Source organism: Nocardia sp. CS682 (assembly GCF_004634405.1).
GTDB lineage: Bacteria > Actinomycetota > Actinomycetes > Mycobacteriales > Mycobacteriaceae > Nocardia > Nocardia ninae.
Map to the genome: position 1 here is coordinate 8,390,642 of NZ_CP029710.1, position 21,788 is coordinate 8,412,429.

Below are 21,788 nucleotides of genomic sequence, written 5' to 3' on the forward strand. Positions count from 1 at the left end.
AATTCGAAAAGAGAGAAAGTATCGATGAGGAAAATTGTTGCGGTGGCCGCGGGTGTGGCTGCCGCAGTCGGCATTGCCACCGGCACTGCCGCCGCACAGCCCGCTGAAGACGAGGCGATCAACTTCACCGCTGAGGCGGTGAACCAGACCTCCATCATCAAGACCGATGCCGGCTCGATGGTCGTCGAGGACGGCGTGTTCAAGATCAAGGCCGCCAACGGCGACGTGGTCGCGGGCACCCCGCTGAAGTTCCGGGTCGACGAGTTCGAGTTCCCGATCGCGGCGAACATCTCCGATCGCACCGCGACGCTGACCCCGCAGTTCGAGATGGACAAGGCGACCTACAAGCCGGTCGCGCTGCCGTTCGAGGACAAGGCGCCGTGGAAGACCGACTACGACCGTGAGCAGGCGGCCTGGAGCCGGATGACCAGCACCATCTCGATGGGTGCGACCATCGGCACCCTGGTCGGTGGCCTGGGCGGCGCGGCGGTCGGTTGTGTGCTCGGCGGCATCCTCGGTGCTGCTGCGGCCTCGGCCACCATCATCGGCCTGTTCGGCCCGTTCATCCCGGCTGCTGCCATCGGCTGCCTCGGCGGCATCATCGCCGTCGGTGCGCTAGGCACTGTCGCGGGCCAGATCCTGGTGACCGCCCCGGTCGCGATCGGTGCGGCGATCCAGTACTTCGCCACGATCAATCAGCCGCCGATGCCGCCGCCGGCTCCGGCCAAGTAGGTAATTCGGTAGATCCCCGCGGCGTTCGCCGGGGACACTCGACCCCGCCCGGTCCTTGGTGACCGGGCGGGGTTTCGCGGTGTTGCGGGTGTCGATCGGCGGGATTCGTGCTATCGAGGACGGATGAAGCCGACTCGGTCGTCGTATGACGTGGTGGTTGTGGGTGGTGGTCACAATGGGTTGGTGGCTGCCGCGTATCTGGGGCGGGCCGGGCGGTCGGTGCTGGTGCTGGAGCGGCAGGCGCGTACGGGGGGTGCCGCGGTGTCGGCTGCGGTGTTTGATGGGGTGGACGCGCGGTTGTCCCGGTATTCGTACCTGGTGAGTTTGTTGCCGCGGCAGATCATCGATGAGCTGGGGTTGGCCTTCGTGACGCGGCGGCGGCGGATCTCGTCGTACACGCCGGTGGGGGCGGGTGGGTTGCTCGTGGATACCGGGTCGGCGGAGCGTACGCGCGAGAGTTTTGTGCGGCTCACCGGTTCGGATCAGGATTTCGTTGCGTGGCAGCGGTTTTACGCGAGGACGGGACGGCTGGCAGAGCGAGTGTTTCCCACGTTGACGCGACCGCTGCCGTCGCGCGCAGAGCTGCGTCGAGTGGTCGACGACGAATTCGCCTGGGCCGCGTTGTTCGAACGGCCGCTGGGGGAGCTCATCGAGTCGGAGTTCGTCGATGACACGGTGCGCGGTGTCGTGCTCACCGACGCGTTGATCGGCACGTTCACCCAGGCGCACGATCCGACGCTGCGCCAGAATCGCTGCTTCCTGTATCACGTGATCGGTAACGGCACGGGGGACTGGGATGTGCCGGTGGGTGGCATGGGCGCACTCACCGATGCGCTCGCCGACGCGGCCCGCGCCGCGGGCGCGGAAATTGTCACCGACTGCCCGGTCACCGGGATCGAAACCGACGGCCGCGCGGCTGAAGTGAGCTATCCGGACGGGGTGGTCGGCGCGGGGCACGTGCTGGTGAACGCCGCACCGCACGAACTCGCCCGGCTGCTCGGCACGCCAGCGGAGCCGAAACCCGAAGGCGCGCAATTGAAGATCAACATGCTGCTCACGAGACTGCCCCGGCTGCGGGATAGTTCGGTGGATCCGAGGGAAGCGTTCGCCGGGACCTTTCACATCGGCGAGTCCTATGCGCAGCTGGACCGGGCCTACGGCGAGGCCGCGATCGGCCGGATTCCGTCCGCGCCACCGTCGGAGATCTACTGTCACACACTGACCGACCCGTCGATCCTGTCACCGGAGCTGGCCGCGCAGGGCGCCCATACCCTCACCCTGTTCGGATTGCACACACCGGCAAAGCTTTTCGCCAAGGATCCAGCGGGTGTGAAGGCCGAACTGGTGAAAGCGACCATCGCCCAGCTGGATTCGGTGCTCGCCGAGCCGATCGGCGAATGTCTGGCCGTGGACGAGCACGGTGCACCGTGCGTCGAGGCGAAGACCCCACTCGACCTCGAGCAGGAGGTAGGTCTACCCGGCGGCCATATCTTCCACCGCGACTTGGCTTTCCCCTACCGCGCCGATGACGACGCTACCGATCCCGCCGTGCGGTGGGGTGTCTCGACCGGACACCCCAATGTGTTCCTGTGCGGCGCGGGCGCGGTCCGAGGCGGCGGTGTCAGCGGCATCCCCGGTCACAATGCCGCCATGGCCGTCCTCGAACCGCACCCGTAGCGTCAGACCTTCGGGGCCAGCGCGATCTTCGCGCTGCGTCCCGGGCTCTCGGTGGCCACGGCCGCGTCGGCCGCCGAGTCCAGCGCGTAAGTGGCTTCGACATCGAGCCGGAGCACCCCCTGCGCCGCCGCGGACACGAGTTCGCCGATCAACCGCCTGCGGTCCTCGGCAGAGGTCTCCTCGATCCGCTTGGAACCCCAGAAGCCCTTGACCACAATCTGCTTGAAGATGAGTTCGCCGGGGCCGAGCGTCAACGGCTGACCGGACAGCGCACCGAACGAGATCAGCTGCCCCTTGGGCGCCAGCAAGGCCATCGCATCGCTGGCCGCCCGCCCACCGACCTGATCGACCGCACGCACGATCGGCGCGCCGGAGGTTGCGGCAACGGCCTCGTCCCGCCAGCCCTCGGCCTCCGTGTCGAAGACCGGCTCGAAGCCTGCCGAGCGCAAGGCATCCACCGATTTCGGCCCGCGCACCAGGTTGAGCACGTTGATACCGCGTTGCCGCGCAAGCACATTGACCAGCCGCCCGACCGCGCCGTTCGCGGCGTTGATCGCGATCCAATCGCCCACGGCCACCTCGAGATCCTCCAGTAGCATCAGCGCACTGAGCGGCATGGCAAGCAGCTGAGCGGCGGTCTCGTCGGACACCGCATCCGGCACCGGCACCACCTGACCGGCCTTGACGACGAAGTAGTCGGCCCAGACGTTCTGCGCGCCGGACACGGTAACCCGTTGCCCGACAGTCAATCCGGTCACGCCGGCACCGAGCGCGTCGACCCGGCCGACCCCTTCGGTCCCCGGGATGGCAGGCAGCGGCGGCTTGTAGCCGTACACCCCGCGCACGATTGCGAGGTCGTGATTGTGGATGGGCGCGAGGACCAGCTCGAGCCGTACCTCACCCTCGCCGGGTTCGGGCAGCGGCCGTTCCGCCGTGGTCAGTACGTCTTTGGGCTCGCCGAAACTTTCGATGACTACCGCACGCATGCTCTGCTCCTTCGTTCAGTCTTCGGCGACAACGACGTTGACGTCGATGTTGCCGCGGGTGGCGTTGGAGTACGGGCACACCTGGTGTGCCTTGTCGGCGAGGGCTTGGGCTTCCTCGCGGGACAGATGCGGCAGCGACACCTCGAGGGTGACCGCGAGCGCGAACCCGCCCGCGTCGTTCGGCCCGATGCCGACCTTGGCGCCGACGGCGGAGTCGTCGATGTTCGCCTTGGCCTGCTTGCCGACCAGCCGCAGCGCCGAGTGGAAGCAGGCCGCGTAACCCGCCGCGAACAGCTGCTCGGGGTTGGTGCCCTGGCCGCTGCCGCCCATTTCCTTGGGCGCGGCGAGGTCAACGTCGACCTTGCCGTCGGTGGTGCGGGCGTGGCCGTTGCGGCCGTCGCCGGTCGCCAGTGCTTCCGCGGTGTAGAGGATCTGCATGTCTATTCTCCTTTGTTCGATGAAGCAGGCAGTTCGTTCCCGGCGGCCGCCAGCGCGGCGGTGAGCCTGCGCAGGGTTTCGCGCAGCGCCAGGAACTCGTCCATGGATAGGCCGCAGGCCGCAGCCATTTCGGCCGGTATGTCGCGGGCCTGGGCCCGCAGCTCGCGCCCGCGTTCGGTGAGCTGGATATCGACGCGACGTTCATCGGCGGCTGAGCGCCTTCGCTGCACCAGGCCCGCAGCCTCCAGCCGCTTGAGTAGCGGAGACAGCGTGCCGGAGTCCAACGCGAGCGCCTGGCACACCTCGCCGACGCTACGCCCGTCTCGTTCCCACAGGGCGAGCATCACCAGGTACTGCGGGTAGGTCAGCCCGAGTCGTTCCAGCTTCGGCCGGTAGACCGCCGTCATCGCCCGGGATGCCGCGTACAGCGGGAAGCAGATCTGCTCATCGAGGGTCAGATGATCGGTCATGTCCAATAACGTAGTCCACAATTATATTGTGCACAACCGACCTCACTGTGTTCCCGGTCACCGACGGGAACGCTGAAAGATGTAGAGTGTCGGAGCCCACTGGGCTGGCGAGAAGCGCCCTCCGCGCGTTCGGCGGAACGCGCAACTCGTGTCCAATCTGACTCTTCGGTGTTTATGTCGTAAATCGCCGACGCGGGCCCTTGGACGCTTGTACAGTCAGCCGCAAGTACCACCTCTCGAGGAGCCGCATCATGGTCCGCGAAAGCGATCGGCTGATCCGCACCGATGTACCGCATTCCGCACGAATCTGGAATTACTGGCTCGGTGGTCAGGACTTTTACGAAGTGGATCGGATAGCCGGTGAGTCGGGGGAATCGGTGTATCCCGAAATCGGCACCATGGCGCGGCAATCGCGGAAGTACTTGATCCGCATGGTGCGCTACCTCGCCGCCGAGTGCGGCATCCGCCAGTTCCTCGACGTGGGCACCGGGTTGCCCACCATGCAGAACACACACGAGGTCGCACAGGGTGTCGCGCCGGAATCCAAGGTCGTCTACGTGGACAACGATCCGCTCGTGCTCGCCCATGCTCGCGCGTTGTTGATCAATACCACCGATGAAGGTGTGACCGCGCTGATCGAAGCGGATTTCCACGACACCGATCAGGTGGTCACCGAAGCGCGTAATATTCTGAACTTCAACAAACCGATTGCCGTGATGTTCATGGGCGTTCTCGGCCACGCACGCACCTGGGACGACGTTATCCGGATCACCGCCGCGCTGCAGGAAGCCATTCCGTCCGGAAGCTATTTCGCGATGTACGAGGGCACCAACGAAGATCCGCGGCTGGTGCGCCTTTCGGACTACTACTCCAAAACCGGCGCCGTTCCGTACTACGTGCGCAGCGTCGACCAGGTCCGTGAAGTCTTCAAGAATCTCGAACTCGTGCCGCCCGGCATCGTCCCGGTCAATCACTGGCACCCCGACGATCCCGAGGCCGCGAACACGGAACCGCCGTCGGCCGCATGGGGCGGCGTCGGCCGCAAGGCCTAGGCGGTCCGGCCGCCGATGCGCTGCGTGAGGCTGTCCGCGGTGACCCGCACCCGCCCGGCCAGCGGCGCCCAGTCGGCCGGACACGGCGTGGCCGCGCAGTGATGGCGCAGCGTGACACTGATCGCCGCGATCGGACGCTGGTTGTGATCGAACACCGGATAGGCGACCGAGGCGAAACCCGGTGTCACATGGCCGTCTTCACACGCCCACCCGCGCTTGCGCTCGGTGGCCAGGATGCTGCGCAGCGACGCCAGCGAGTTGGGTCCGCGCTCGGTACGGCGGACGAACGACGACGCCGACGGGAACAGCGCGCGGATCTGCGCGGCAGGCAGGTAGGCGAGGATCGCCCGGCCGCAGGCCGTCAGATGCGCGGGCAGCCGCACACCCACATTGGTGACCAGGGTTTCCGGCCGCGACGGGCGTTCCTTGATGAGATACAGCAATTCGTTGCCGTGCAGCACCCCGAGGTGCGCGTTGTGACCGACCTCCTCGACCAGTTCGCGCAGCAACGGCCCGGCCAGCCGCTCCAGCGGATCGTGGCGCAGGTACGCGGAACCGAGTTCGAACGCGGCGATGCCGAGCCCGTAGCGGCGCTCGCTGGGCAGCCGGGTGACGAATCGGGCCGCCTCCAGCTCGCCGAGCAGGTGGTATGTCGTGGACCGGGGCAGCCCGAGTTCGCGCGCGATCGTCGAGGCGGAGATGGGCCCGGCCCGGCCCGCGAGTAGTTGCAACACCGCCAAGCCGCGGCGCAACGCCGGGACGTCGCTGCTCGTTCCCATGCCATCTCCTCGGCGAGTCTTGGATATCAGACAGATTCGGACCGACCCTCATTCTCCACTGCCCGCCGCGACGGTGGAATGGTGCCCATGCCCGAAACTGCACAGCTACCGACCGTCGCCCTCGACGGACCGTTGACCGGGGAGCAGGTCGTCGCTGTCGCGCGACTCGGCGCCAAGGTCCACCTGAGTGCGGCCACCGAGGACCGGCTGGCCGCGGCGCGGGCGCACGTCGACGCGCTCGCCGCGGGCGCCGTGCCGACCTACGGCGTGTCCACCGGCTTCGGCGCGCTGGCGACCCGCCACATCCCCGAGGAGAGCCGCACGGCCCTGCAGCGTTCGCTGATCCGCTCGCACGCGGCGGGGGCGGGCCGCCCGGTCGAGCGCGAGGTGGTTCGCGCGCTGATGGTGCTGCGGTTGCGCACCCTGGCGACCGGCCACACCGGGATCCGCCCGGAGACCGCGGCCACCCTCGCCGCGCTGATCAATGCCGACATCACTCCGATCGTGCACGAGTACGGCTCGCTCGGCTGCTCCGGCGACCTCGCGCCGCTGGCCGCGGTGGCCCTCGCGCTGATGGGCGAGGGCGAAGTCATCGATGCCGCTGGAAAGGTGTCGGACGCGGCAACGGCTTTGCGCGCCAACGGCATCAAGCCGGTGGTGCTGGCCGAGAAGGAAGGGCTGGCGCTGACCAACGGCACCGACGGCATGCTCGGCATGCTGACCCTCGCGCTCGCCGATCTGCACATGCTGCTCGACATCGCCGACCTCACCGCGGCCATGAGCGTGGAGGCGCTGCTCGGCACCGACCGGGTGTTCGCCGCCGACCTCCAGGCGCTGCGCCCGCACCCGGGCCAGGCCCGCTCGGCGGCGCGGATCGCCGCCGCCCTGGCCGGTTCGGAGATTGTCGCCAGTCACCGTGGGCCGGACTGCAATCGGGTGCAGGACGCCTACTCGCTGCGCTGCGCCCCGCAGGTACACGGCGCGGCCCGCGACACCGTCACGCACGCCGAGCTGGTCGCCGATCGCGAATTGGCCGCCGCCGTAGACAATCCCGTGGTGCTCGCGGACGGCCGGCTGGAATCCAACGGCAACTTTCACGGCGCCCCGGTCGCCTACGTACTCGACTTCCTCGCCATCCCGGTGGCCGACGTCGCCAGCATGGCCGAGCGCCGAACCGACCGAATGCTCGATGTCGCACGGTCGCACGGCCTTCCGGCGTTCCTGGCCGCCGACCCCGGTGTCGACTCCGGGCACATGATCGCCCAGTACACCCAGGCCGCCGTGGTGAGTGAGCTCAAGCGCCTGGCGGTGCCCGCGTCGGTGGACTCGATCCCGAGCAGCGCGATGCAGGAGGACCACGTGTCGATGGGCTGGTCCGCCGCCCGCAAACTGCGCACCGCGGTGGACGGCCTGACCACCGTGCTGGCCGTCGAATACCTCACGGCCGCACGGGCACTGGACTTCCGTGCGCCGCTGCGTCCGGCCCCCGCCACCGCCGCCGCCCGAGCGCTGCTGCGCACCGAGGTCGACGGCCCCGGCCCGGACCGCCATCTCGCTCCCGAGATCGCCGCGGCCGAGACACTCATCCGTTCCGGCGAACTCACCCGCGCGGTCGCCCCGCACCTGGCGTCCTCGAACGGTTCCTGACTTTTCAGACATCTGCCGCGGCGCTGCCCCGCTCGCGGCGAAATTTCATCGGAGGTTGGTTCTATGAGTCGGATAGTCCGGGCGGCGCGCGGTGCGCAGCTCACTGCCAAGAGCTGGCAGACCGAGGCGGCGATGCGGATGCTGCACAACAATCTCGATCCCGAAGTGGCCGAGCGGCCCGAGGATCTGGTGGTGTACGGCGGCACCGGAAAGGCCGCCAGGAACTGGGCCAGCTTCGACGCGATCACGCAGAGTCTGACCACTCTGGAGGCCGACGAGACGCTGCTGGTGCAGTCGGGTAAACCGGTCGGCGTGTTCCGCACGCACGAGTGGGCGCCACGGGTCCTGATCGCGAACTCGAACCTCGTTGGCGACTGGGCGAATTGGCCGGAGTTCCGCAGGCTCGACGCGCTCGGGCTGACCATGTACGGGCAGATGACCGCGGGCTCGTGGATCTACATCGGCACCCAGGGCATCCTCCAGGGCACCTACGAGACTTTTGCGGCGGTGGCGGACAAGCGCTTCGGCGGCACCCTCGCGGGCACCCTCACGCTGACCGCGGGCCTCGGCGGCATGGGCGGCGCGCAACCGCTGGCGGTCACCATGAACGACGGTGTCGCGCTGGTCATCGAATGCGACCCGGCCCGGGCCCAGCGGCGGGTGCAGGAACGCTACCTGGACGAGATCGCGACCGACCTCGACGACGCGGTGCTGCGGGTGACTAGCGCGCGCAGGCAGCGAAAAGCGTTGTCCGTCGGCCTGATCGGCAACGCGGCCGAGGTGCTGCCGCAGCTGCTCGCGCGCGGTCTCGATCCCGAGATCGTCACCGACCAGACCTCCGCGCACGATCCGCTCGCCTACCTCCCGCGCGGCATCGCGGTGGAAGACTGGACCGACTACGCGACGAAGAAGCCCGACGAGTTCACCGAGCGGGCCCGCGAATCGATGGCCGAGCACGTCGACGCCATGCTCGGCTTCCTGGACAAGGGCGCTGAGGTCTTCGACTACGGCAACTCACTGCGCGGCGAGGCCGCACTCGGCGGCTGCGAGCGGGCCTTCGACTTCCCCGGCTTCGTCCCCGCCTACATCCGCCCGCTGTTCTGCGAGGGCAAGGGCCCGTTCCGCTGGGCGGCCCTCTCGGGCGACCCGAAGGACATCGCCGCCACCGACCGCGCCATCGTCGACCTGTTCCCGGAGAACGAGTCGCTGCGCCGCTGGATCCGGATGGCGAGCGAACGTGTTGCCTTCCAAGGGCTCCCGGCCCGCATCTGCTGGCTCGGCTACGGCGAACGGCACCTGGCCGGCCTGCGATTCAACGAAATGGTCGCCAGCGGTGAGCTTTCGGCGCCGGTGGTGATCGGGCGCGACCATCTCGACTCCGGCAGCGTCGCCTCCCCGTACCGCGAGACCGAGTCGATGGCCGACGGTTCCGACGCGATCGCGGACTGGCCGCTGCTGAACGCGCTGCTCAACACCGCGTCCGGGGCGACCTGGGTGTCCATCCACCACGGCGGCGGCGTCGGCATGGGCCGCTCCATCCACGCCGGGCAGGTCTGCGTGGCCGACGGCACCGAACTGGCCGCGCAGAAGATCGAGCGGGTGCTCACCAACGACCCGGGCACCGGCGTGATCCGGCACGTCGACGCCGGGTACGAGCGCGCGACCACGGTGGCCGCCGAGCGCGGTGTCCGCATTCCCATGCACGAGGCGCCGTGAACCACACCGGCGAGCACGGCACGACAGGAGCAACGCGGTGGGCGTGAACGAGCTGATGGGCGAGATCGCCGGTGTCGGACGAGACGCCCGGCGCGGCGGCTACTCCCGGCACGTCTATGACTACGCCGACTTCGAGCTGCGCGACTGGTTCATCGACCAGGCACTCGACAGCGGGTTGGACGTGAATACCGACCGCAATGGCAATATCTGGGCTTGGTGGGGAAATCCAGGCAGCGCCGCGGTCGTCACGGGAAGCCATCTCGATTCGGTGCCCGGTGGTGGCGCCTACGACGGTCCGCTCGGCGTGGCCAGCGCGCTCGCGGCGGTGGAGATATTGCAGGGCAAGGGTTTCACCCCGGCCAAGCCGCTCGCCCTGCTGGTGTTCGCGGAGGAGGAGGGCGGCCGCTTCGGCGTGCCGTGCCTCGGTTCCCGGTTGCTCACCGGTGCCATCGACGCCGATCGGGCGCGCAACCTGCGAGACACCGACGGCGTGACGCTCGCCGAAGCGGCCGTGAAGGCAGGCCACGATCCGAAGCGTTTCGGTGCCGATCCCGAATCACTCGCCCAGATCGGCTGTTTCGTGGAACTGCACGTGGAGCAGGGGCGCGGGCTGATCGAGTTGGACAGCCCGGTCGCCACCGGCAGCAGCATCATCGCGCACGGGCGCTACCGATTCTCCTTCGCCGGGCAGGGAAATCACGCGGGCGCCACCCGGCTCGCCGATCGGCACGATCCGATGCTGCCCGCAGCGACGGTCGTGGCGGCCGCGCGCCGGGCCGCCGCCGCGATGACCGACGCGCGCGCCACGGTGGGCAGGCTGGTGCCTACTCCCGGCGGCACGAATGTCATCGCGTCCACCGTCGATCTGTGGCTGGACGCCCGTGTTTCGGGGGAGGGCCGCACCGCGGCACTGGTCGAGGACATCACCGAAGCGGCGCGGGCGGCCGCTGCGGCGGAAGGGTGTGAGCTCACCGTCACCGAGGAGTCCTACTCGGACGACGTCGTTTTCGACGAGACGTTGCGGAGCCGAATGGACAAGGTGCTCGGCGGGGTACCCGCGCTGCCGACCGGCGCGGGCCACGACGCGGGCATCCTCGCCGCGCACGTCCCCTCCGGCATGCTGTACGTGCGCAACCCGACCGGCATCAGCCACGCCCCCGAGGAGTACGCCGAGCCCGCCGACATCGACAGCGGCGCACAGAGTCTCGCACGGGTGCTCGAGGAACTGGCCGGATGACCGTCTACTGGGCCGAACACGCGTGGCTGCCGGACGGACCGGCCGCGGCGGTGGCGATCGAGGTGCACGGGGCGGTGATCCGGTCGGTGACCCGCGACGCTGATCGGACCGGCACGGTGCTGCCCGGATTGACGATTCCCGGGTTCGCCAACGCGCACTCGCATGCCTTCCACCGTGCGCTGCGCGGACGCACGCAGCACGACCAGGGCACGTTCTGGACCTGGCGGGAACGCATGTATGCCGTTGCCGCCCAACTGAATCCGGACTCCTACTACCGGCTGGCGCGCGCGGTGTACGCCGAGATGGTGCTGGCGGGATACACCAGTGTCGGCGAATTCCACTACCTGCATCACGCTGCCGGTGGCGCTCGGTATTCAGATCCGAACGCGATGAGCGCGGCACTCGCCGCAGCCGCCGAGGACGCCGGTATCCGCCTCACCCTGCTCGATACCTGTTATCTCGCAGGAGGATTCGGTGTCGAGCTGGGGGAGCATCAACTTCGATTCAGCGACGGCGCGGTAGCCGCGTGGGCCGAACGCGCCGCCGCGTTCGCGCCGAAACCGGAGCTGGTGCGGACCGGCGTCGCCGCGCACTCCGTGCGTGCGGTGCCCGCGGCGGCATTGCCGGTAATTGCCGGCGCGGCCGAGGGCCGCCCGGTGCACGTCCACCTGTCCGAGCAGCCCGCCGAGAACGCCGATTGCCTCGCCGCACACGGCTGTACACCGACCGCACTGTTGGCCGAAGCGGGCCTGCTCGGCCCGCAGACGGTCGCGGTACACGCCACCCACCTCACGACCGACGACGTCGCCCTGCTCGCCGACAGCGGCAGCCGCGCGTGTTTCTGCCCCACCACCGAACGCGACCTAGGCGACGGCATTGGGCCGGCCCGCGCGCTGTCGGACGCCGGCGTAGGCCTGTGCCTCGGCACCGACAGCCACGCGGTGATCGACGCCTTCGAGGAGTGGCGCGCCCTCGAACTCGACGAGCGCCTAGCCAGCCGGGCTCGTGGCCGTTTCACCCCGGCAGAGCTTTACCGCGCCGCGACCGACCACGCATCCATCGGGTGGCCCGAGGTCGGCCGGATCGCCCCTGACGCCGCCGCCGATCTGGTCACCATCGATCTCGACTCCATTCGCACGGCCGGCACCGCACCCGCCGCCGCCCTGTTCGCCGCGACCGCGAGCGACGTCCGCTCGGTGCTCGTCGCGGGCCGCCTCGTCGTGTCCGAGCACCGGCACCTGCGAGTGGAACGCCCGGAAACCGTGTTGCGCGAAGAAATCGAGGCACTGTGTCGACCCTGATCACCGGTATCGGCGAACTCACCACCAACACCGAGGACGGCCCGCTGCACGACGCCGCGGTCGTGCTCGACGGCGACCGCTTCGCCTGGATCGGCCCGGCGGCCGACGCACCCGCCGCCGACGATCGCATCGACCTCGACGGCCGCGCCGCCCTGCCGGGCTGGGTCGACAGCCACACCCATCTCGTCTTCGCCGGTGACCGCACCGCCGAATTCGAGGCCAGAATGGCCGGACGGCCGTACCGCGCGGGCGGCATCGCCACCACTGTCGCCGCCACCAGGGCCGCCTCGGACGACGAGCTGTCGGTCAACCTGGCTCGCCACCTCGCCGAAGCCCGCCGCCAGGGCACCACCTGCCTGGAAACCAAAACCGGTTACGGGCTCAGCGTCGCCGACGAACTCCGCTCCGCCCGGCTCGCCGCGGCCGCCGCCGACGAGGTCACCTTCCTCGGCGCGCACCTCGTCCCGTCCGACATGGACGCCGACGCCTACGTCGACCTGGTGTGCGGGGAGATGCTCGACGCCGTCGCCCCCTACGTGCGCTGGGCCGACGTCTTCTGCGAGACAGGCGCTTTCGACCAGGACCAGTCCGATCGGGTGTTGCGCGCCGCGCACGCCCACGGCCTCGGCCTGCGCGTGCACGGCAATCAGCTGGGGGAGGGCCCCGGCGTCCAACTCGCGGTGCGCCACGGCGCCGCGAGCGTCGACCACTGCACCTACCTGACCGACGAGGACATCGAGGCACTCGCCGCCTCCGACACCGTCGCCACCGTGCTACCCGCCTGCGACCTGTCCACCAGACAGCGCCTCGCCCCAGCCCGTGCCCTGCTCGACGCGGGCGCCACCGTCGCACTCGCCACCAACGCCAACCCCGGCAGCTCCTACACCACCTCGATGGCCTTCTGCGTCGCCACCGCCGTGCTACAGATGGGACTCTCGATAGCCGAAGCCGTGCACGCCGCCACCGCGGGCGGCGCGCGGGCACTGCGCCGCGACGACGTCGGCGTCATCCGGGTCGGTGCCCGAGCCGACCTCCAGGTCCTCGACGCCCCTTCGGTCACCCACTTGGCTTACCGCCCAGGAGTGCCATTGACCTACGCGGTCTGGCGGCTGGGCCGAGCAGTCCGCGTACCGATGTTCGACTGAACTGTCGCGGCCGATGTCCCTCCCGCCCAACGGGATTATTAACGAAGCAGCACGCTCGGACGCGACAACGGCCACCTGGCGCGGCGCCCGAAACCGGCCGGTGCACCGCGGACCAGATGGCCGCCGGATCGGTCGCCGCCAACCCGACGGCGATCGATCCGAGAACGCACGAATGGCGATCGGTGGGTAGGCCACCGATCGCCGGTCGTGCTTTATGGATGTGTCACCGCGAGAGCGAGTTACGCAGATCGGTGATCGTGGCGCGGCGCTCGTAGGCGATCCAAGCGAAGATCGCGACAAGCACCAGCGGGAAGATCGCCATCGCAGGCTTGTCGGCGATGAAAGCCTGCGTCGCGGCGGCGAGCACGGTGAGCACCGACAGACCCGCGGCGGCCAAGGCGCTGAGCCGCGGCACCATCAGACCGATTCCGCCCGCCACCTCGACAACGCCGATGAAGATGAGCAGTCCGATGGGGATGGTCAGATTCTCGGGAGCGTTCTCCATCAGGGTGTTCGGGATGACGAGCTTCGGCCCGCCGGAAGCGATGATGAAGAACAGGCCGAGCAGGATCTGCAGGGTCCACAGCACGCGGTCGCGGACCTTGCCCGGGCGGTAGGTGGCGTTGGCGGAGAAGTTGGCGGCGGGGTTCGCGGTGGTCATTTCTGGTCCTTCTGGTCGGTCGCGCTGGGTTGGAAGCGCGTTCAACGGATAGGACGGAGCCCCGCGCGAGAACTAATCGCTGTCCGCGAAAATTTTTCGCACCGCCTCGGATGAAGGCGGGCCCCACCGCGCGATCGCGTGGTGGGGCCCGCTGTATTCAGGGGTGGGTTTGCGTCAGCAGACGCCGCTGCCGCTGCCGTCGGAGCCTGGCGCCCCTGCGACCAAGCCCGGTCCGCCGTTGCCGCCGCTGCCGCACGCGCCGAGGGTGCCGGTGCCGGCCTGGGCTCCGCCGTTGCCACCGTTGCCGCCTGCTCCGCCGGTTCCGACGGCACCGCTGCCGCCGTTGCCACCACGAGCGCCCGCACCACCGTTGTTGTTGGTGCCGGTGGCGTTGCCGCCGTTGCCCGCACGGCCGCCCGCGCCACCGGTCGCAACGGCAAGAGCGTTGCCGCCGAGGCCGCCCGCACCGCCTGCCGCCCCTGCGCTGCCGGAGCCGCCGGTTGCGCCCGCGCCGCCGTTGCCGCCTGCGCCGCCCGCACCGCCTGAGCCCGCGGTCGGGCCGCCGAGCCCGCCGGTACCGCCGGACCCTCCGGTGCCAGAGGCGCCGAGTCCGCCGGTGCCGCCGATGCCGCCCGCACCACCGGCTCCGCCGCCGTAGCCGTTGCCGCCGTTGCCGCCGTTACCTCCTGGACAGTTCTTGGCACCGGCGCTGCCGTTCCCACCCGCACCGCCTGCTGGATTGGTCGGGGTGCCCGGTGCGCCGTTCGCGCCGTGGACGGTGACGCAGGCAGCCGCGAACGTCGGTGGTGCCACGGCGATCATGGTGCCGGTGGTCAGCACGAGTCCACCCAGTAGGGCAGCGATGCGGGTGCGTGTGGTGAGTGTCGTATTCATGGTCGTACTCCGATTGCTGAAGCGCTGATGCGCTGAGGCCGATGTATCGGCACCGGCCGAGATGGCGAGCTTTTATGCCTCCGGTTCGACTCGGAGGAATGCGAGTACGCGCGCCACGGCGTATTCACCGGCTCGTCGATTAATCGACAAGTCATTGATTCGCCGTCTTCGTCAGCGTTGGAGATCGAGACTCAGCGGGGAATGTTTATCGGTACGATTTCAGCCGGTCCATGAAACCTGTTGCCGTTGAGGAACTTCGGGAACAATTTTCTGCGGCGTATGTCCGTGCTGCGTCTCGATAGAGTATCGAAAACATTGACACACTCGTACAGTCATCCACGCTTTGACTCATCTGCCAGCAACGGAAACATTGATGATGTCGCTGGCTGGAGCAGTGAACTCAGCCTACGCGCTTCGGGCAGCAATTACTATGCATCGAATAACCGGCAATTCAAGTGGGGAATATTCGGTATATCCTCGGCTATTTCGCATATGGGCGCGCCGTGTCGAAGCACGAAACAGTCTGTCGGCCAGGAGTCCTGGTGCTCACCGAGCCGGGAAGCGAAGGACGCGATCGTCATTCGGGCCTGGATCACCGCGCCCATCGGTGTTGGAGGTGGTGAGCCACAGTGCTCCGTCGGGCGCGACCATGACCGTGCGTAGACGACCGTATCTGTCCTGCAGCACATCTCGGGGGCGCCCGACGGTGCCGTCGCGCAATGGCACGGTCCACAATCGGGCACCGCGCAACGCTGCGACATAGAGTGTGTCCCCGGCGATCGCGATGCCGGACGGTGACGCCTCCGCGGTAGTCCACGTCGTCAACGGTTCGACGTATCCGCGATCCGTGCCGCCCTTCCCCTCGACCGCAGGCCAACCATAGTTGCGTCCGGGCTCGATCAGATTGATCTCGTCGAATCGGTTCTGCCCGAACTCCGCCGCGAAGAACCGCCCGGTGCGGTCCCACGCGAGTCCCTGCACATTGCGATGCCCCAGGCTGTATACCGGCGATCCCGGGGTCGGATTACCCTGCGCGGGTTTTCCTTCCGGCGTCAGCCGAAGAATCTTCCCGTTGGGGCTCGTCGGATCCTGCGACCGCGCGGTCTGTCCCGCGTCGCCGGTCCCGACGTACAACATCCCGTCCGGTCCGAACGCGATCCGCCCACCATTGTGATTGCCGGCCTTGGCAATCCCGTCGAACACCACTTCCGGCCGTCCATCGAGCCGGAATCGTACGATTCGATTATCGGTGTCGCCGGTGAAATAGGCGTAGACGTAACGGTTTTCGTTGTACTGCGGTGACAACGCCAATCCGAGCAGGCCACCTTCACCGCGCGCGACGACGCCGGGCACCTGGTACACCTGTTCCGGCGGGTGGCCCGGCCCGATCCGCAGAATCCGCCCGGTATCCCGCTCGGCCACCAAGGCATTGCCGTCGGGCAGGAAGGCCAGCCCCCACGGCACCTCGATGCCGTGCGCGATCTCTTCCGCGACTGCGAGATCGGGCGCGCCCGAGGGCACACTGGGCGCGGTGCTGTGCACCGTCGGGGGAGCGGGCTCGGTCCGGTCGCCGCTGTCGCACCCGCACAGCACGCCGACGACCAGAAATACGGTGCCCACCGCACCGACCGCGCGACGACGCGCGAACCTGACATTCCTTATACCCATGTGGGCACCTCCGACACCATTTCCAAGGCCCGCGGCGCGCGGGAAGAAGCCGCATCGGTTGGCCGCGCAGCACGGGCGGTAGCCTGACCCAGTCTTGTCCCCGAACCACGTTGAGGTCATGGAACTTCGTCAACTGAGGTATTTCGTCGCGGTGGCCGAGGAGCTACATTTCGGCCGGGCGGCGGAACGACTGATGATTGTGCAATCGTCGGTCAGCCAGCAGCTCGGCCGGCTCGAACGCGAGCTCGGTGTCGTGCTGCTGGAACGCTCGCCTCGTAGCGTCCGGCTCACCGAGGCCGGGGCGGCGTTCCTGCCTGCCGCGAAGAAGGTGCTCGCGGCGGAGAAGCGCGCGCGGACCAGCGTCGCGGACTTCCTCACCCCGCCGACCGTGCTGCGCATCGGGACCAGCCGGGGGATGGGCGAACGGCTGGAGCGGTTGCTCGTCGCGCTCAAACAACACGCACCGGGTGTGAAGGTGGAGTTGACCTCGGCGGCCCTGGGCCAGCGACTGCGCAAAGTGTCCGAATACGAATGGGACGCGGCCTTTCTGCGCGGCGAGGTGACCGCGCCGGAGGGCGTGGAGCAGATCCCGGTGTGGTACGACGAACTGGTCGTCGCGCTGCCCGCCGACCATCCCTCGGCCGCCGACCGGTGTGTCGATCTCGCCCAGCTCGCCGAGCTGCCGCTCTACCTGACCAACCGGCAGAACAACGCCCTGCTCGACGATCTCGTGCTGACCGCCTGCGGCAAGGCGGGATTCGAGCCGGTCTTCGGTCCCGAGCAGGTATCCATCCAGGACACCCTCGCCGCGCTCGGCGCAGGCGCCGCAGGCTGGACCGTCCTGTATGCCCCGCACGCTCGCCTGCTGCACAGCAGCCGGGTGGCTTTCCTGCCGGTCTGCACGCCCGGCGTGCTCGCGCTGCCCACGGTGCTGGCCGTACGCAACAACGCCATGGAGCGGTTGCAGCCGCTGCTGGCGGCGTGCCGGGACGTCGCTCTCGGCGATCAAGCTCGGTAATCGCGCGGTCGGCCTCATGCCGATCGGTTGTCTTGCGCTAGCGCCGAAGAGAACGACACCGTACCGTTCACTTGGGGGATCTGTGGTCAGCGGCGCGGAACGCGAACAGACGCTCCTCGCCGCCACCGTCGAACTGCTCGGCGAAATCGGTTACGCAGCAATAACAATGGACGCCGTTGCGCTCGGGCGCAGGCGAGCAAGGCGCGCCGGCCCCACGCTTTCGCTGTGGTTCGATGCCGGCAAGCGCGTCAGTTCGGACACCTCGTCGGCGGTCGCTGGTAGTAGGTGCCAGCGACGCCACCTCTACCGTCGGCTCGGCCTTCGGTATCTACGACATCGATCCAGCTGGTCCAGGCACGCTGGTGCCGGACCGCTCCGACGGCTACCTCGGCGTTGCTGCGCCAGACCTCGCACCGATCCAAGGCTACCTGGCCGGTGACCGGCTGCTCGATCAGCCCAGATGTGTTCCGTACCAACCGAGTACCCGCCGCCAAGCCTCCTCGGCGGCCGCCGGCGAATAGCGGGGCCCGGTGTCGTTGAAGAACGCGTGATCGGCGTTCGGCGCGACCCAGATCTCGTGCGGAGTGCCTGCCCGCTCGAGCGCGGCCGTAGCGGCGGGCCGGGTGGCATCGATGCGAGCATCCTTCGCCGCGTAGACCCCGAGCACTGCGGCTTTCGAAGCAGCGAAATCGCCGTTGTCAGGGAATGGCCCGTAGAACGGAGTGGCAGCGGCGAGGGTGGACGGACCGGCGGTCAGCAGGAGCCAGACCAGGCCACCGCCGAAGCAGAAGCCGGTGGCACCGAGCTGCTTACCCGGCACCCGCCGCCCGAGTTCGTCGAGACCGGCGCGCAGGTCGGCGAGCAGCTGCTGCTGCGGGGTTTTGCTGAGCTCGGCGGTCGCGGCCGCCGGATCGGTGAACGTCGCGGTGCCGCCCTTCGCGGAGAGCAGGTCGATGGCGAGGGCCGAGTATCCGGCTCCGGCGAATCGCCCTGCCACCGAACGGATATGGTCGGTGAGGCCCTTGTTCTCATGGATGACGAGCACGCCGCCGCGCGGCTGCGGACTCCCGGCCCAGGCACCCTGTAATTCGCGATTGTCCGGTCCAGGAAAGGTGATCGGCGTGGTCGGCAGCGCGGCGCTCGACCCTGGCGGCGCGGATGTCGTTGTGGGAGTGGGCGGTTGCGAGCTGGCGGGCTGGTCGTTGTCCCCACTGGAACAGGCGGCGAGCAAGGCGGCCGCCGCGGGAACCCCGAAACCGAGTAGCCCGAGGCGGCGTAGCGCCTCCCGGCGATTCACCAGGCCGTCGGCGTGATCGGCTGCGATTTCTTCCGCGATATAGCGCTGCAGCGGCGTCATGCCACCAAGGTAGGCCCCCGCCGCGGCACCCTGCGTGGCTTTGCGGGCAACGGCGCGACTGAGCCGCGCAGCGGTGTCGGCCCGGCGACATTCTTAAACCCAACCGCTTGGTATCTCCACGCTGAATTCGGGCAAATGCGATATCGCACAACCGGATAGCCGTCCCGCGACAACCCGACAAACCGACCGGGCCGTACCTCCCGGACATTTGCGAACAGATTGCTATGTTGTGCCTCGACATTGCGGAGCCCAATCAATAAGCGGCACATCGGTCGAGGAGAAGGATGTTTTCGGGGCAGCAAGTGGCACAACGGTTTGTCCGCGCGGCTCGACTGGCGACGGTCCTTTCGATGGTAGTGATCGGCGGCGGGTTTGCGGTGGGCTCGGCCGCGGCACACCCCGGCACGCACAGTGAGCGCTGGACCGCACTGCACGACGGCCCGCAGCCGTACGCCGACGTGCACATCGACTGGGATGTGCCGATCCGGATGAGCGACGGCGTGGTGCTGAAGGCGAATGTCTACCGCCCGGTGAACGCGGACGGCGTGGTGGAACAGCGTCCACTGCCGACCATCGTGAACCTCACGCCGTACACCAAACTGATCGCGAACCTGGTCGACTCGGCGCTGGCCGCACCCGGCCTGCAGCCGCTCGTCCTGGACTCGCTGCGCCGGGTGAACCTCTCGGGTACGCCGATCAGCGGCTTCGGCGATCTACTACACGCGCTCGACGGCGGCACCGTGCAGACCGTCCTCGGCCTCGACCGCAACCTGATTCGCAGCGGATACACGCTGGTCGTCGCCGATGTGCGCGGCACCGGCTTCTCCCAGGGCACCTGGGACACCCTCGGCGCCCGTGAACAGCAGGACACCCGCGAAGTGCTCGAGTGGGCGGCGGTCCAGCGGTGGTCCACCGGCAGGGTCGGCATGACCGGCGGCTCCTATGCGGGGATCAACCAGCTCCGCGCGGCCGAGAACGCCCCGCCCGCACTGAAAGCCATCTTCCCGGTGGAACCGGGTAGCGACCTGATGCGCGACGTCGTCGCGCCCGGCGGCGGTGTCGGCACCACCTTCCTGCCGCTCTGGCTGAGCAATGTGAACCAGTCGAAGCTGATCCCCGACGTGCGCTCGATGCTCGACGGCACCTTCGACTGGCGCTGGTTGGGCGACCGCATGGCCGATCCGTCCACCAACGTCGACCTGCTGACCCAGGCGTTGTTCACGCCGTCGCTCGACCAGATCCCGCAGACGCTGGCCGCCGCGCTGGACGACGACAGCGACTTCCGGCAAGCCATTCTGGGCCGTCCGGAACGAATCACGGTGCCCACCTTCGTCTATGGCGGCTGGCACGATATCTTCGCCAACAGCGCGACCACGCTCTACAACGCAATCCCGTTGCCTGCCGACAAGAAACGCCTACTGGTCGGCGACACCTACCACGCGAATCCCGGCGCGGGCACCGGCCTGCCCGGCGCCCCCGCGCGACTGGACGTCTTGCAGCGTGTGTGGTTCGACAAGTGGCTCAAGGACATCGACCACGGCATCGACGGATTCGGTCCGGTGACCGTCTGGGAGCAGGGCGGCGGCTGGGTCACCATGAAACAGTTCCCGCAGACCGACATGACCCATCGACGGGTCTATCTGTCCGCCGAGCCCAGCGGCACCGCCGAAAGCGTGCACGACGGATCCTTGTCCGCGACAAAGCCCGACGCACCGCGCACACTGACCGTCGCCCCCGGCCTCACCGCCGTCTGCTCCCGCGACACCGCCCAGGGCGCCGCAGGCATCACCGCGGTATTGGACATGTGCGCCAAGGACTCTCGCATCGCCGAACGCAACGCGCTGACCTTCACCAGCCTGCCGGTCACCGATCGGACCACCCTTTCCGGCCCGATCAACGTGCACCTCAACACCGTGCACGACGCGACCGACGGATACTGGGCGGTCACCGTGAACGACGTTGCCCCCGAGGGAACGTCGACCGTCCTGAGCACCGGCCAGCTCACCGCGTCGATGCGCGCCGTGGACGACGCGAAAAGCACCCGCTCACCCAACGGCGACTACACCGCCACCTACAACCCGATCACCCTCGACAGCCTGCTGCCGGTAGTGCCCGGCGAACCCGTCACCCTCGACATCGCCGTCATCCCGATCCAAGCCGTACTCCAGCCCGGACATCGACTACGCGTTGACGTCTTCGCCGGAAACTCGCCCAAGGGCCTGCCTTTCCGGCCCCTGCTCAACAACACCGAACTCAAACCACAGTCCCTGCACCTGGATCCGGCCGCGCCGAGCTTCGTGAACCTGCCGACCGACCGGCCGCTGGGGTGAGGCCGGCGGTGCTCAGAAGCCGTCATAGAAGCGGTACCAGGGGCCCTCGAGGTGTGTGTAGCTGTCCTCCGGACTGCTGGTGACCGGGGTGCGGTCAGGGAAGTAGGCGAACCCCACGGGGTCGATCAGACCACCGTGGGTGTACAGACGGCAGCCCCCGTCACGTTTGGTGATTGTGGTGACCCGAATGACGCCAAGTCTGGTGTCTTTCGCCTGGGCACACGTAACTGCTGCGTGCTCGAACGCATCCTTCGACAGGGCCCAGCCGACTTTGCCTGGTATGCCGGTGAACCCCACGGCAATGCTCAGTATCGCCACCGCCGGTGCGATCAGGCTCAGCCGCCAGGAGCGATAGAGCAATGCACCGGCCAGTCCGGTCGCCAAGCAGGCCAGGCCGACGGCCAAGAACAACATCAACGTGTAGAGCCAGTAGCGGAGCGACTCTATCGACATCTCACCCCACAGCTGGGCGAGGCAAAGGGCAACTGTCGCAACGATAATCGCAACGGTGGTCAACCGCCACCACAAGGGTGGGGGTGCGGTGTGGTCGCTCACTTGTCGCCCCAGGGTCGATACGGTCTGCGGTCGCGTGACCGTATCAGCTGTGAGAGCGTCCCTGCAGACCCATTTTCCACGGGCTCCGGACTTACTCGTCGGGACGCTCCGGGACCTGGCTGCCG

At 68.3% G+C, this 21,788-nt stretch carries 19 protein-coding genes; 10 read left to right on the plus strand and 9 right to left on the minus strand.

Annotated elements, in window-relative coordinates; all coding sequences use genetic code 11:
* Window positions 1-24 precede the first annotated feature (24 nt).
* Both DMB37_RS37935 and DMB37_RS37940 read left to right on the plus strand, forming a co-directional pair.
* Entirely contained in the window at window positions 25-732 is a 708-nt protein-coding gene (locus DMB37_RS37935) for a hypothetical protein (RefSeq protein ID WP_135236834.1), read from the plus strand.
* 123 nt (window positions 733-855) lie between these two features.
* Window positions 856-2,409: an NAD(P)/FAD-dependent oxidoreductase gene (locus DMB37_RS37940; protein ID WP_135236835.1), complete on the plus strand. Its 1,554-nt coding sequence runs from the start codon at window positions 856-858 to the stop codon at window positions 2,407-2,409.
* A gap of 2 nt (window positions 2,410-2,411) precedes the next feature.
* On the opposite strand, the gene DMB37_RS37945 is transcribed toward DMB37_RS37940, so the two are convergent.
* Genes DMB37_RS37945 through DMB37_RS37955 form a run of 3 tightly spaced genes read right to left on the minus strand, consistent with a single transcriptional unit; the run spans window position 2,412 to window position 4,303 of the window.
* Window positions 2,412-3,395 carry a zinc-binding dehydrogenase gene (locus DMB37_RS37945; RefSeq protein WP_135236836.1) on the minus strand — a complete coding sequence of 328 codons (984 nt, stop codon included), beginning with the start codon at window positions 3,393-3,395 and terminating at the stop codon, window positions 2,412-2,414.
* A 15-nt stretch (window positions 3,396-3,410) separates the two neighbouring features.
* Window positions 3,411-3,833 (minus strand): organic hydroperoxide resistance protein, encoded by a 423-nt coding sequence (locus DMB37_RS37950; protein ID WP_135236837.1) that lies wholly within the window; start codon window positions 3,831-3,833, stop codon window positions 3,411-3,413.
* A gap of 2 nt (window positions 3,834-3,835) precedes the next feature.
* Window positions 3,836-4,303, minus strand: a complete 468-nt coding sequence (locus tag DMB37_RS37955) for a MarR family winged helix-turn-helix transcriptional regulator (protein ID WP_135236838.1) — start codon at window positions 4,301-4,303, stop codon at window positions 3,836-3,838.
* Window positions 4,304-4,554: 251 nt separating this feature from the next.
* Between DMB37_RS37955 and DMB37_RS37960 the strand changes: the two genes are divergently transcribed.
* Complete coding sequence (locus DMB37_RS37960; protein WP_135236839.1) at window positions 4,555-5,355, plus strand: SAM-dependent methyltransferase; 801 nt, start codon at window positions 4,555-4,557, stop codon at window positions 5,353-5,355.
* Here DMB37_RS37960 and DMB37_RS37965 read toward each other — a convergent pair.
* Window positions 5,352-6,134, minus strand: a complete 783-nt coding sequence (locus tag DMB37_RS37965) for an IclR family transcriptional regulator (RefSeq protein ID WP_135236840.1) — start codon at window positions 6,132-6,134, stop codon at window positions 5,352-5,354. The two genes, DMB37_RS37960 and DMB37_RS37965, sit on opposite strands and share 4 nt — an antisense overlap.
* A gap of 87 nt (window positions 6,135-6,221) precedes the next feature.
* Between DMB37_RS37965 and hutH the strand changes: the two genes are divergently transcribed.
* The 5 genes from hutH to hutI all read left to right on the plus strand — a co-directional run bounded on the left by hutH (window position 6,222) and on the right by hutI (window position 13,180).
* Window positions 6,222-7,781 (plus strand): histidine ammonia-lyase, encoded by a 1,560-nt coding sequence (hutH, locus tag DMB37_RS37970; RefSeq protein ID WP_135236841.1) that lies wholly within the window; start codon window positions 6,222-6,224, stop codon window positions 7,779-7,781.
* A 63-nt stretch (window positions 7,782-7,844) separates the two neighbouring features.
* Entirely contained in the window at window positions 7,845-9,497 is a 1,653-nt protein-coding gene (hutU, locus tag DMB37_RS37975; protein ID WP_135236842.1) for a urocanate hydratase, read from the plus strand.
* 37 nt (window positions 9,498-9,534) lie between these two features.
* On the plus strand, window positions 9,535-10,734 hold the full coding sequence (locus DMB37_RS37980; RefSeq protein WP_135236843.1) for an allantoate amidohydrolase: 1,200 nt from the start codon (window positions 9,535-9,537) through the stop codon (window positions 10,732-10,734).
* On the plus strand, window positions 10,731-12,035 hold the full coding sequence (locus DMB37_RS37985; RefSeq protein WP_135236844.1) for a formimidoylglutamate deiminase: 1,305 nt from the start codon (window positions 10,731-10,733) through the stop codon (window positions 12,033-12,035). Before DMB37_RS37980 ends, DMB37_RS37985 begins: the two co-directional genes overlap by 4 nt.
* Window positions 12,023-13,180, plus strand: coding sequence for an imidazolonepropionase (gene hutI / locus DMB37_RS37990; protein WP_135236845.1), 1,158 nt, complete (start codon window positions 12,023-12,025; stop codon window positions 13,178-13,180). The genes DMB37_RS37985 and hutI overlap by 13 nt, the downstream gene beginning before the upstream one ends.
* A gap of 223 nt (window positions 13,181-13,403) precedes the next feature.
* Here the strand turns inward: hutI and DMB37_RS37995 are convergent, their stop codons facing one another.
* The 3 genes from DMB37_RS37995 to DMB37_RS38005 all read right to left on the minus strand — a co-directional run bounded on the left by DMB37_RS37995 (window position 13,404) and on the right by DMB37_RS38005 (window position 16,403).
* Window positions 13,404-13,841 carry a DoxX family protein gene (locus DMB37_RS37995; RefSeq protein ID WP_135236846.1) on the minus strand — a complete coding sequence of 146 codons (438 nt, stop codon included), beginning with the start codon at window positions 13,839-13,841 and terminating at the stop codon, window positions 13,404-13,406.
* 174 nt (window positions 13,842-14,015) lie between these two features.
* The gene (locus DMB37_RS38000) at window positions 14,016-14,735 is read right to left on the minus strand and encodes a hypothetical protein (RefSeq protein ID WP_135236847.1); all 720 of its coding nucleotides are present in this window, start codon (window positions 14,733-14,735) and stop codon (window positions 14,016-14,018) included.
* A gap of 546 nt (window positions 14,736-15,281) precedes the next feature.
* Window positions 15,282-16,403 carry a sorbosone dehydrogenase family protein gene (locus tag DMB37_RS38005; RefSeq protein ID WP_135236848.1) on the minus strand — a complete coding sequence of 374 codons (1,122 nt, stop codon included), beginning with the start codon at window positions 16,401-16,403 and terminating at the stop codon, window positions 15,282-15,284.
* A gap of 118 nt (window positions 16,404-16,521) precedes the next feature.
* Between DMB37_RS38005 and DMB37_RS38010 the strand changes: the two genes are divergently transcribed.
* Window positions 16,522-17,421, plus strand: coding sequence for a LysR family transcriptional regulator (locus DMB37_RS38010; protein WP_135236849.1), 900 nt, complete (start codon window positions 16,522-16,524; stop codon window positions 17,419-17,421).
* Window positions 17,422-17,872: 451 nt separating this feature from the next.
* On the opposite strand, the gene DMB37_RS38020 is transcribed toward DMB37_RS38010, so the two are convergent.
* A complete protein-coding gene (locus DMB37_RS38020) occupies window positions 17,873-18,778 on the minus strand; it encodes a dienelactone hydrolase family protein (protein WP_135236850.1) in 906 nt (301 codons plus the stop codon).
* Window positions 18,779-19,128: 350 nt separating this feature from the next.
* Here DMB37_RS38020 and DMB37_RS38025 point away from each other — a divergent pair, with 350 nt between their 5' ends.
* Window positions 19,129-21,108: a CocE/NonD family hydrolase gene (locus tag DMB37_RS38025; protein WP_135236851.1), complete on the plus strand. Its 1,980-nt coding sequence runs from the start codon at window positions 19,129-19,131 to the stop codon at window positions 21,106-21,108.
* Window positions 21,109-21,120: 12 nt separating this feature from the next.
* Here the strand turns inward: DMB37_RS38025 and DMB37_RS38030 are convergent, their stop codons facing one another.
* Window positions 21,121-21,561, minus strand: coding sequence for a hypothetical protein (locus DMB37_RS38030; RefSeq protein ID WP_135236852.1), 441 nt, complete (start codon window positions 21,559-21,561; stop codon window positions 21,121-21,123).
* Window positions 21,562-21,788 lie beyond the last annotated feature (227 nt).

Bases quoted from the DNA above. Each gene is read 5' to 3' on its own strand.
- DMB37_RS38000 (WP_135236847.1), bottom strand. From the start codon at position 14,735: ATGAATACGACACTCACCACACGCACCCGCATCGCTGCCCTACTGGGT.
- DMB37_RS38010 (WP_135236849.1), top strand. From the start codon at position 16,522: ATGGAACTTCGTCAACTGAGGTATTTCGTCGCGGTGGCCGAGGAGCTA.
- DMB37_RS37945 (WP_135236836.1), bottom strand. From the start codon at position 3,395: ATGCGTGCGGTAGTCATCGAAAGTTTCGGCGAGCCCAAAGACGTACTG.
- DMB37_RS38030 (WP_135236852.1), bottom strand. From the start codon at position 21,561: ATGTCGATAGAGTCGCTCCGCTACTGGCTCTACACGTTGATGTTGTTC.
- DMB37_RS38025 (WP_135236851.1), top strand. From the start codon at position 19,129: ATGGTAGTGATCGGCGGCGGGTTTGCGGTGGGCTCGGCCGCGGCACAC.
- DMB37_RS37950 (WP_135236837.1), bottom strand. From the start codon at position 3,833: ATGCAGATCCTCTACACCGCGGAAGCACTGGCGACCGGCGACGGCCGC.
- DMB37_RS37940 (WP_135236835.1), top strand. From the start codon at position 856: ATGAAGCCGACTCGGTCGTCGTATGACGTGGTGGTTGTGGGTGGTGGT.
- hutU (WP_135236842.1), top strand. From the start codon at position 7,845: ATGAGTCGGATAGTCCGGGCGGCGCGCGGTGCGCAGCTCACTGCCAAG.
- DMB37_RS37995 (WP_135236846.1), bottom strand. From the start codon at position 13,841: ATGACCACCGCGAACCCCGCCGCCAACTTCTCCGCCAACGCCACCTAC.
- DMB37_RS37935 (WP_135236834.1), top strand. From the start codon at position 25: ATGAGGAAAATTGTTGCGGTGGCCGCGGGTGTGGCTGCCGCAGTCGGC.
- DMB37_RS37965 (WP_135236840.1), bottom strand. From the start codon at position 6,134: ATGGGAACGAGCAGCGACGTCCCGGCGTTGCGCCGCGGCTTGGCGGTG.
- DMB37_RS37985 (WP_135236844.1), top strand. From the start codon at position 10,731: ATGACCGTCTACTGGGCCGAACACGCGTGGCTGCCGGACGGACCGGCC.
- DMB37_RS38005 (WP_135236848.1), bottom strand. From the start codon at position 16,403: ATGGGTATAAGGAATGTCAGGTTCGCGCGTCGTCGCGCGGTCGGTGCG.
- DMB37_RS37955 (WP_135236838.1), bottom strand. From the start codon at position 4,303: ATGACCGATCATCTGACCCTCGATGAGCAGATCTGCTTCCCGCTGTAC.
- hutH (WP_135236841.1), top strand. From the start codon at position 6,222: ATGCCCGAAACTGCACAGCTACCGACCGTCGCCCTCGACGGACCGTTG.
- DMB37_RS37960 (WP_135236839.1), top strand. From the start codon at position 4,555: ATGGTCCGCGAAAGCGATCGGCTGATCCGCACCGATGTACCGCATTCC.
- DMB37_RS38020 (WP_135236850.1), bottom strand. From the start codon at position 18,778: ATGACGCCGCTGCAGCGCTATATCGCGGAAGAAATCGCAGCCGATCAC.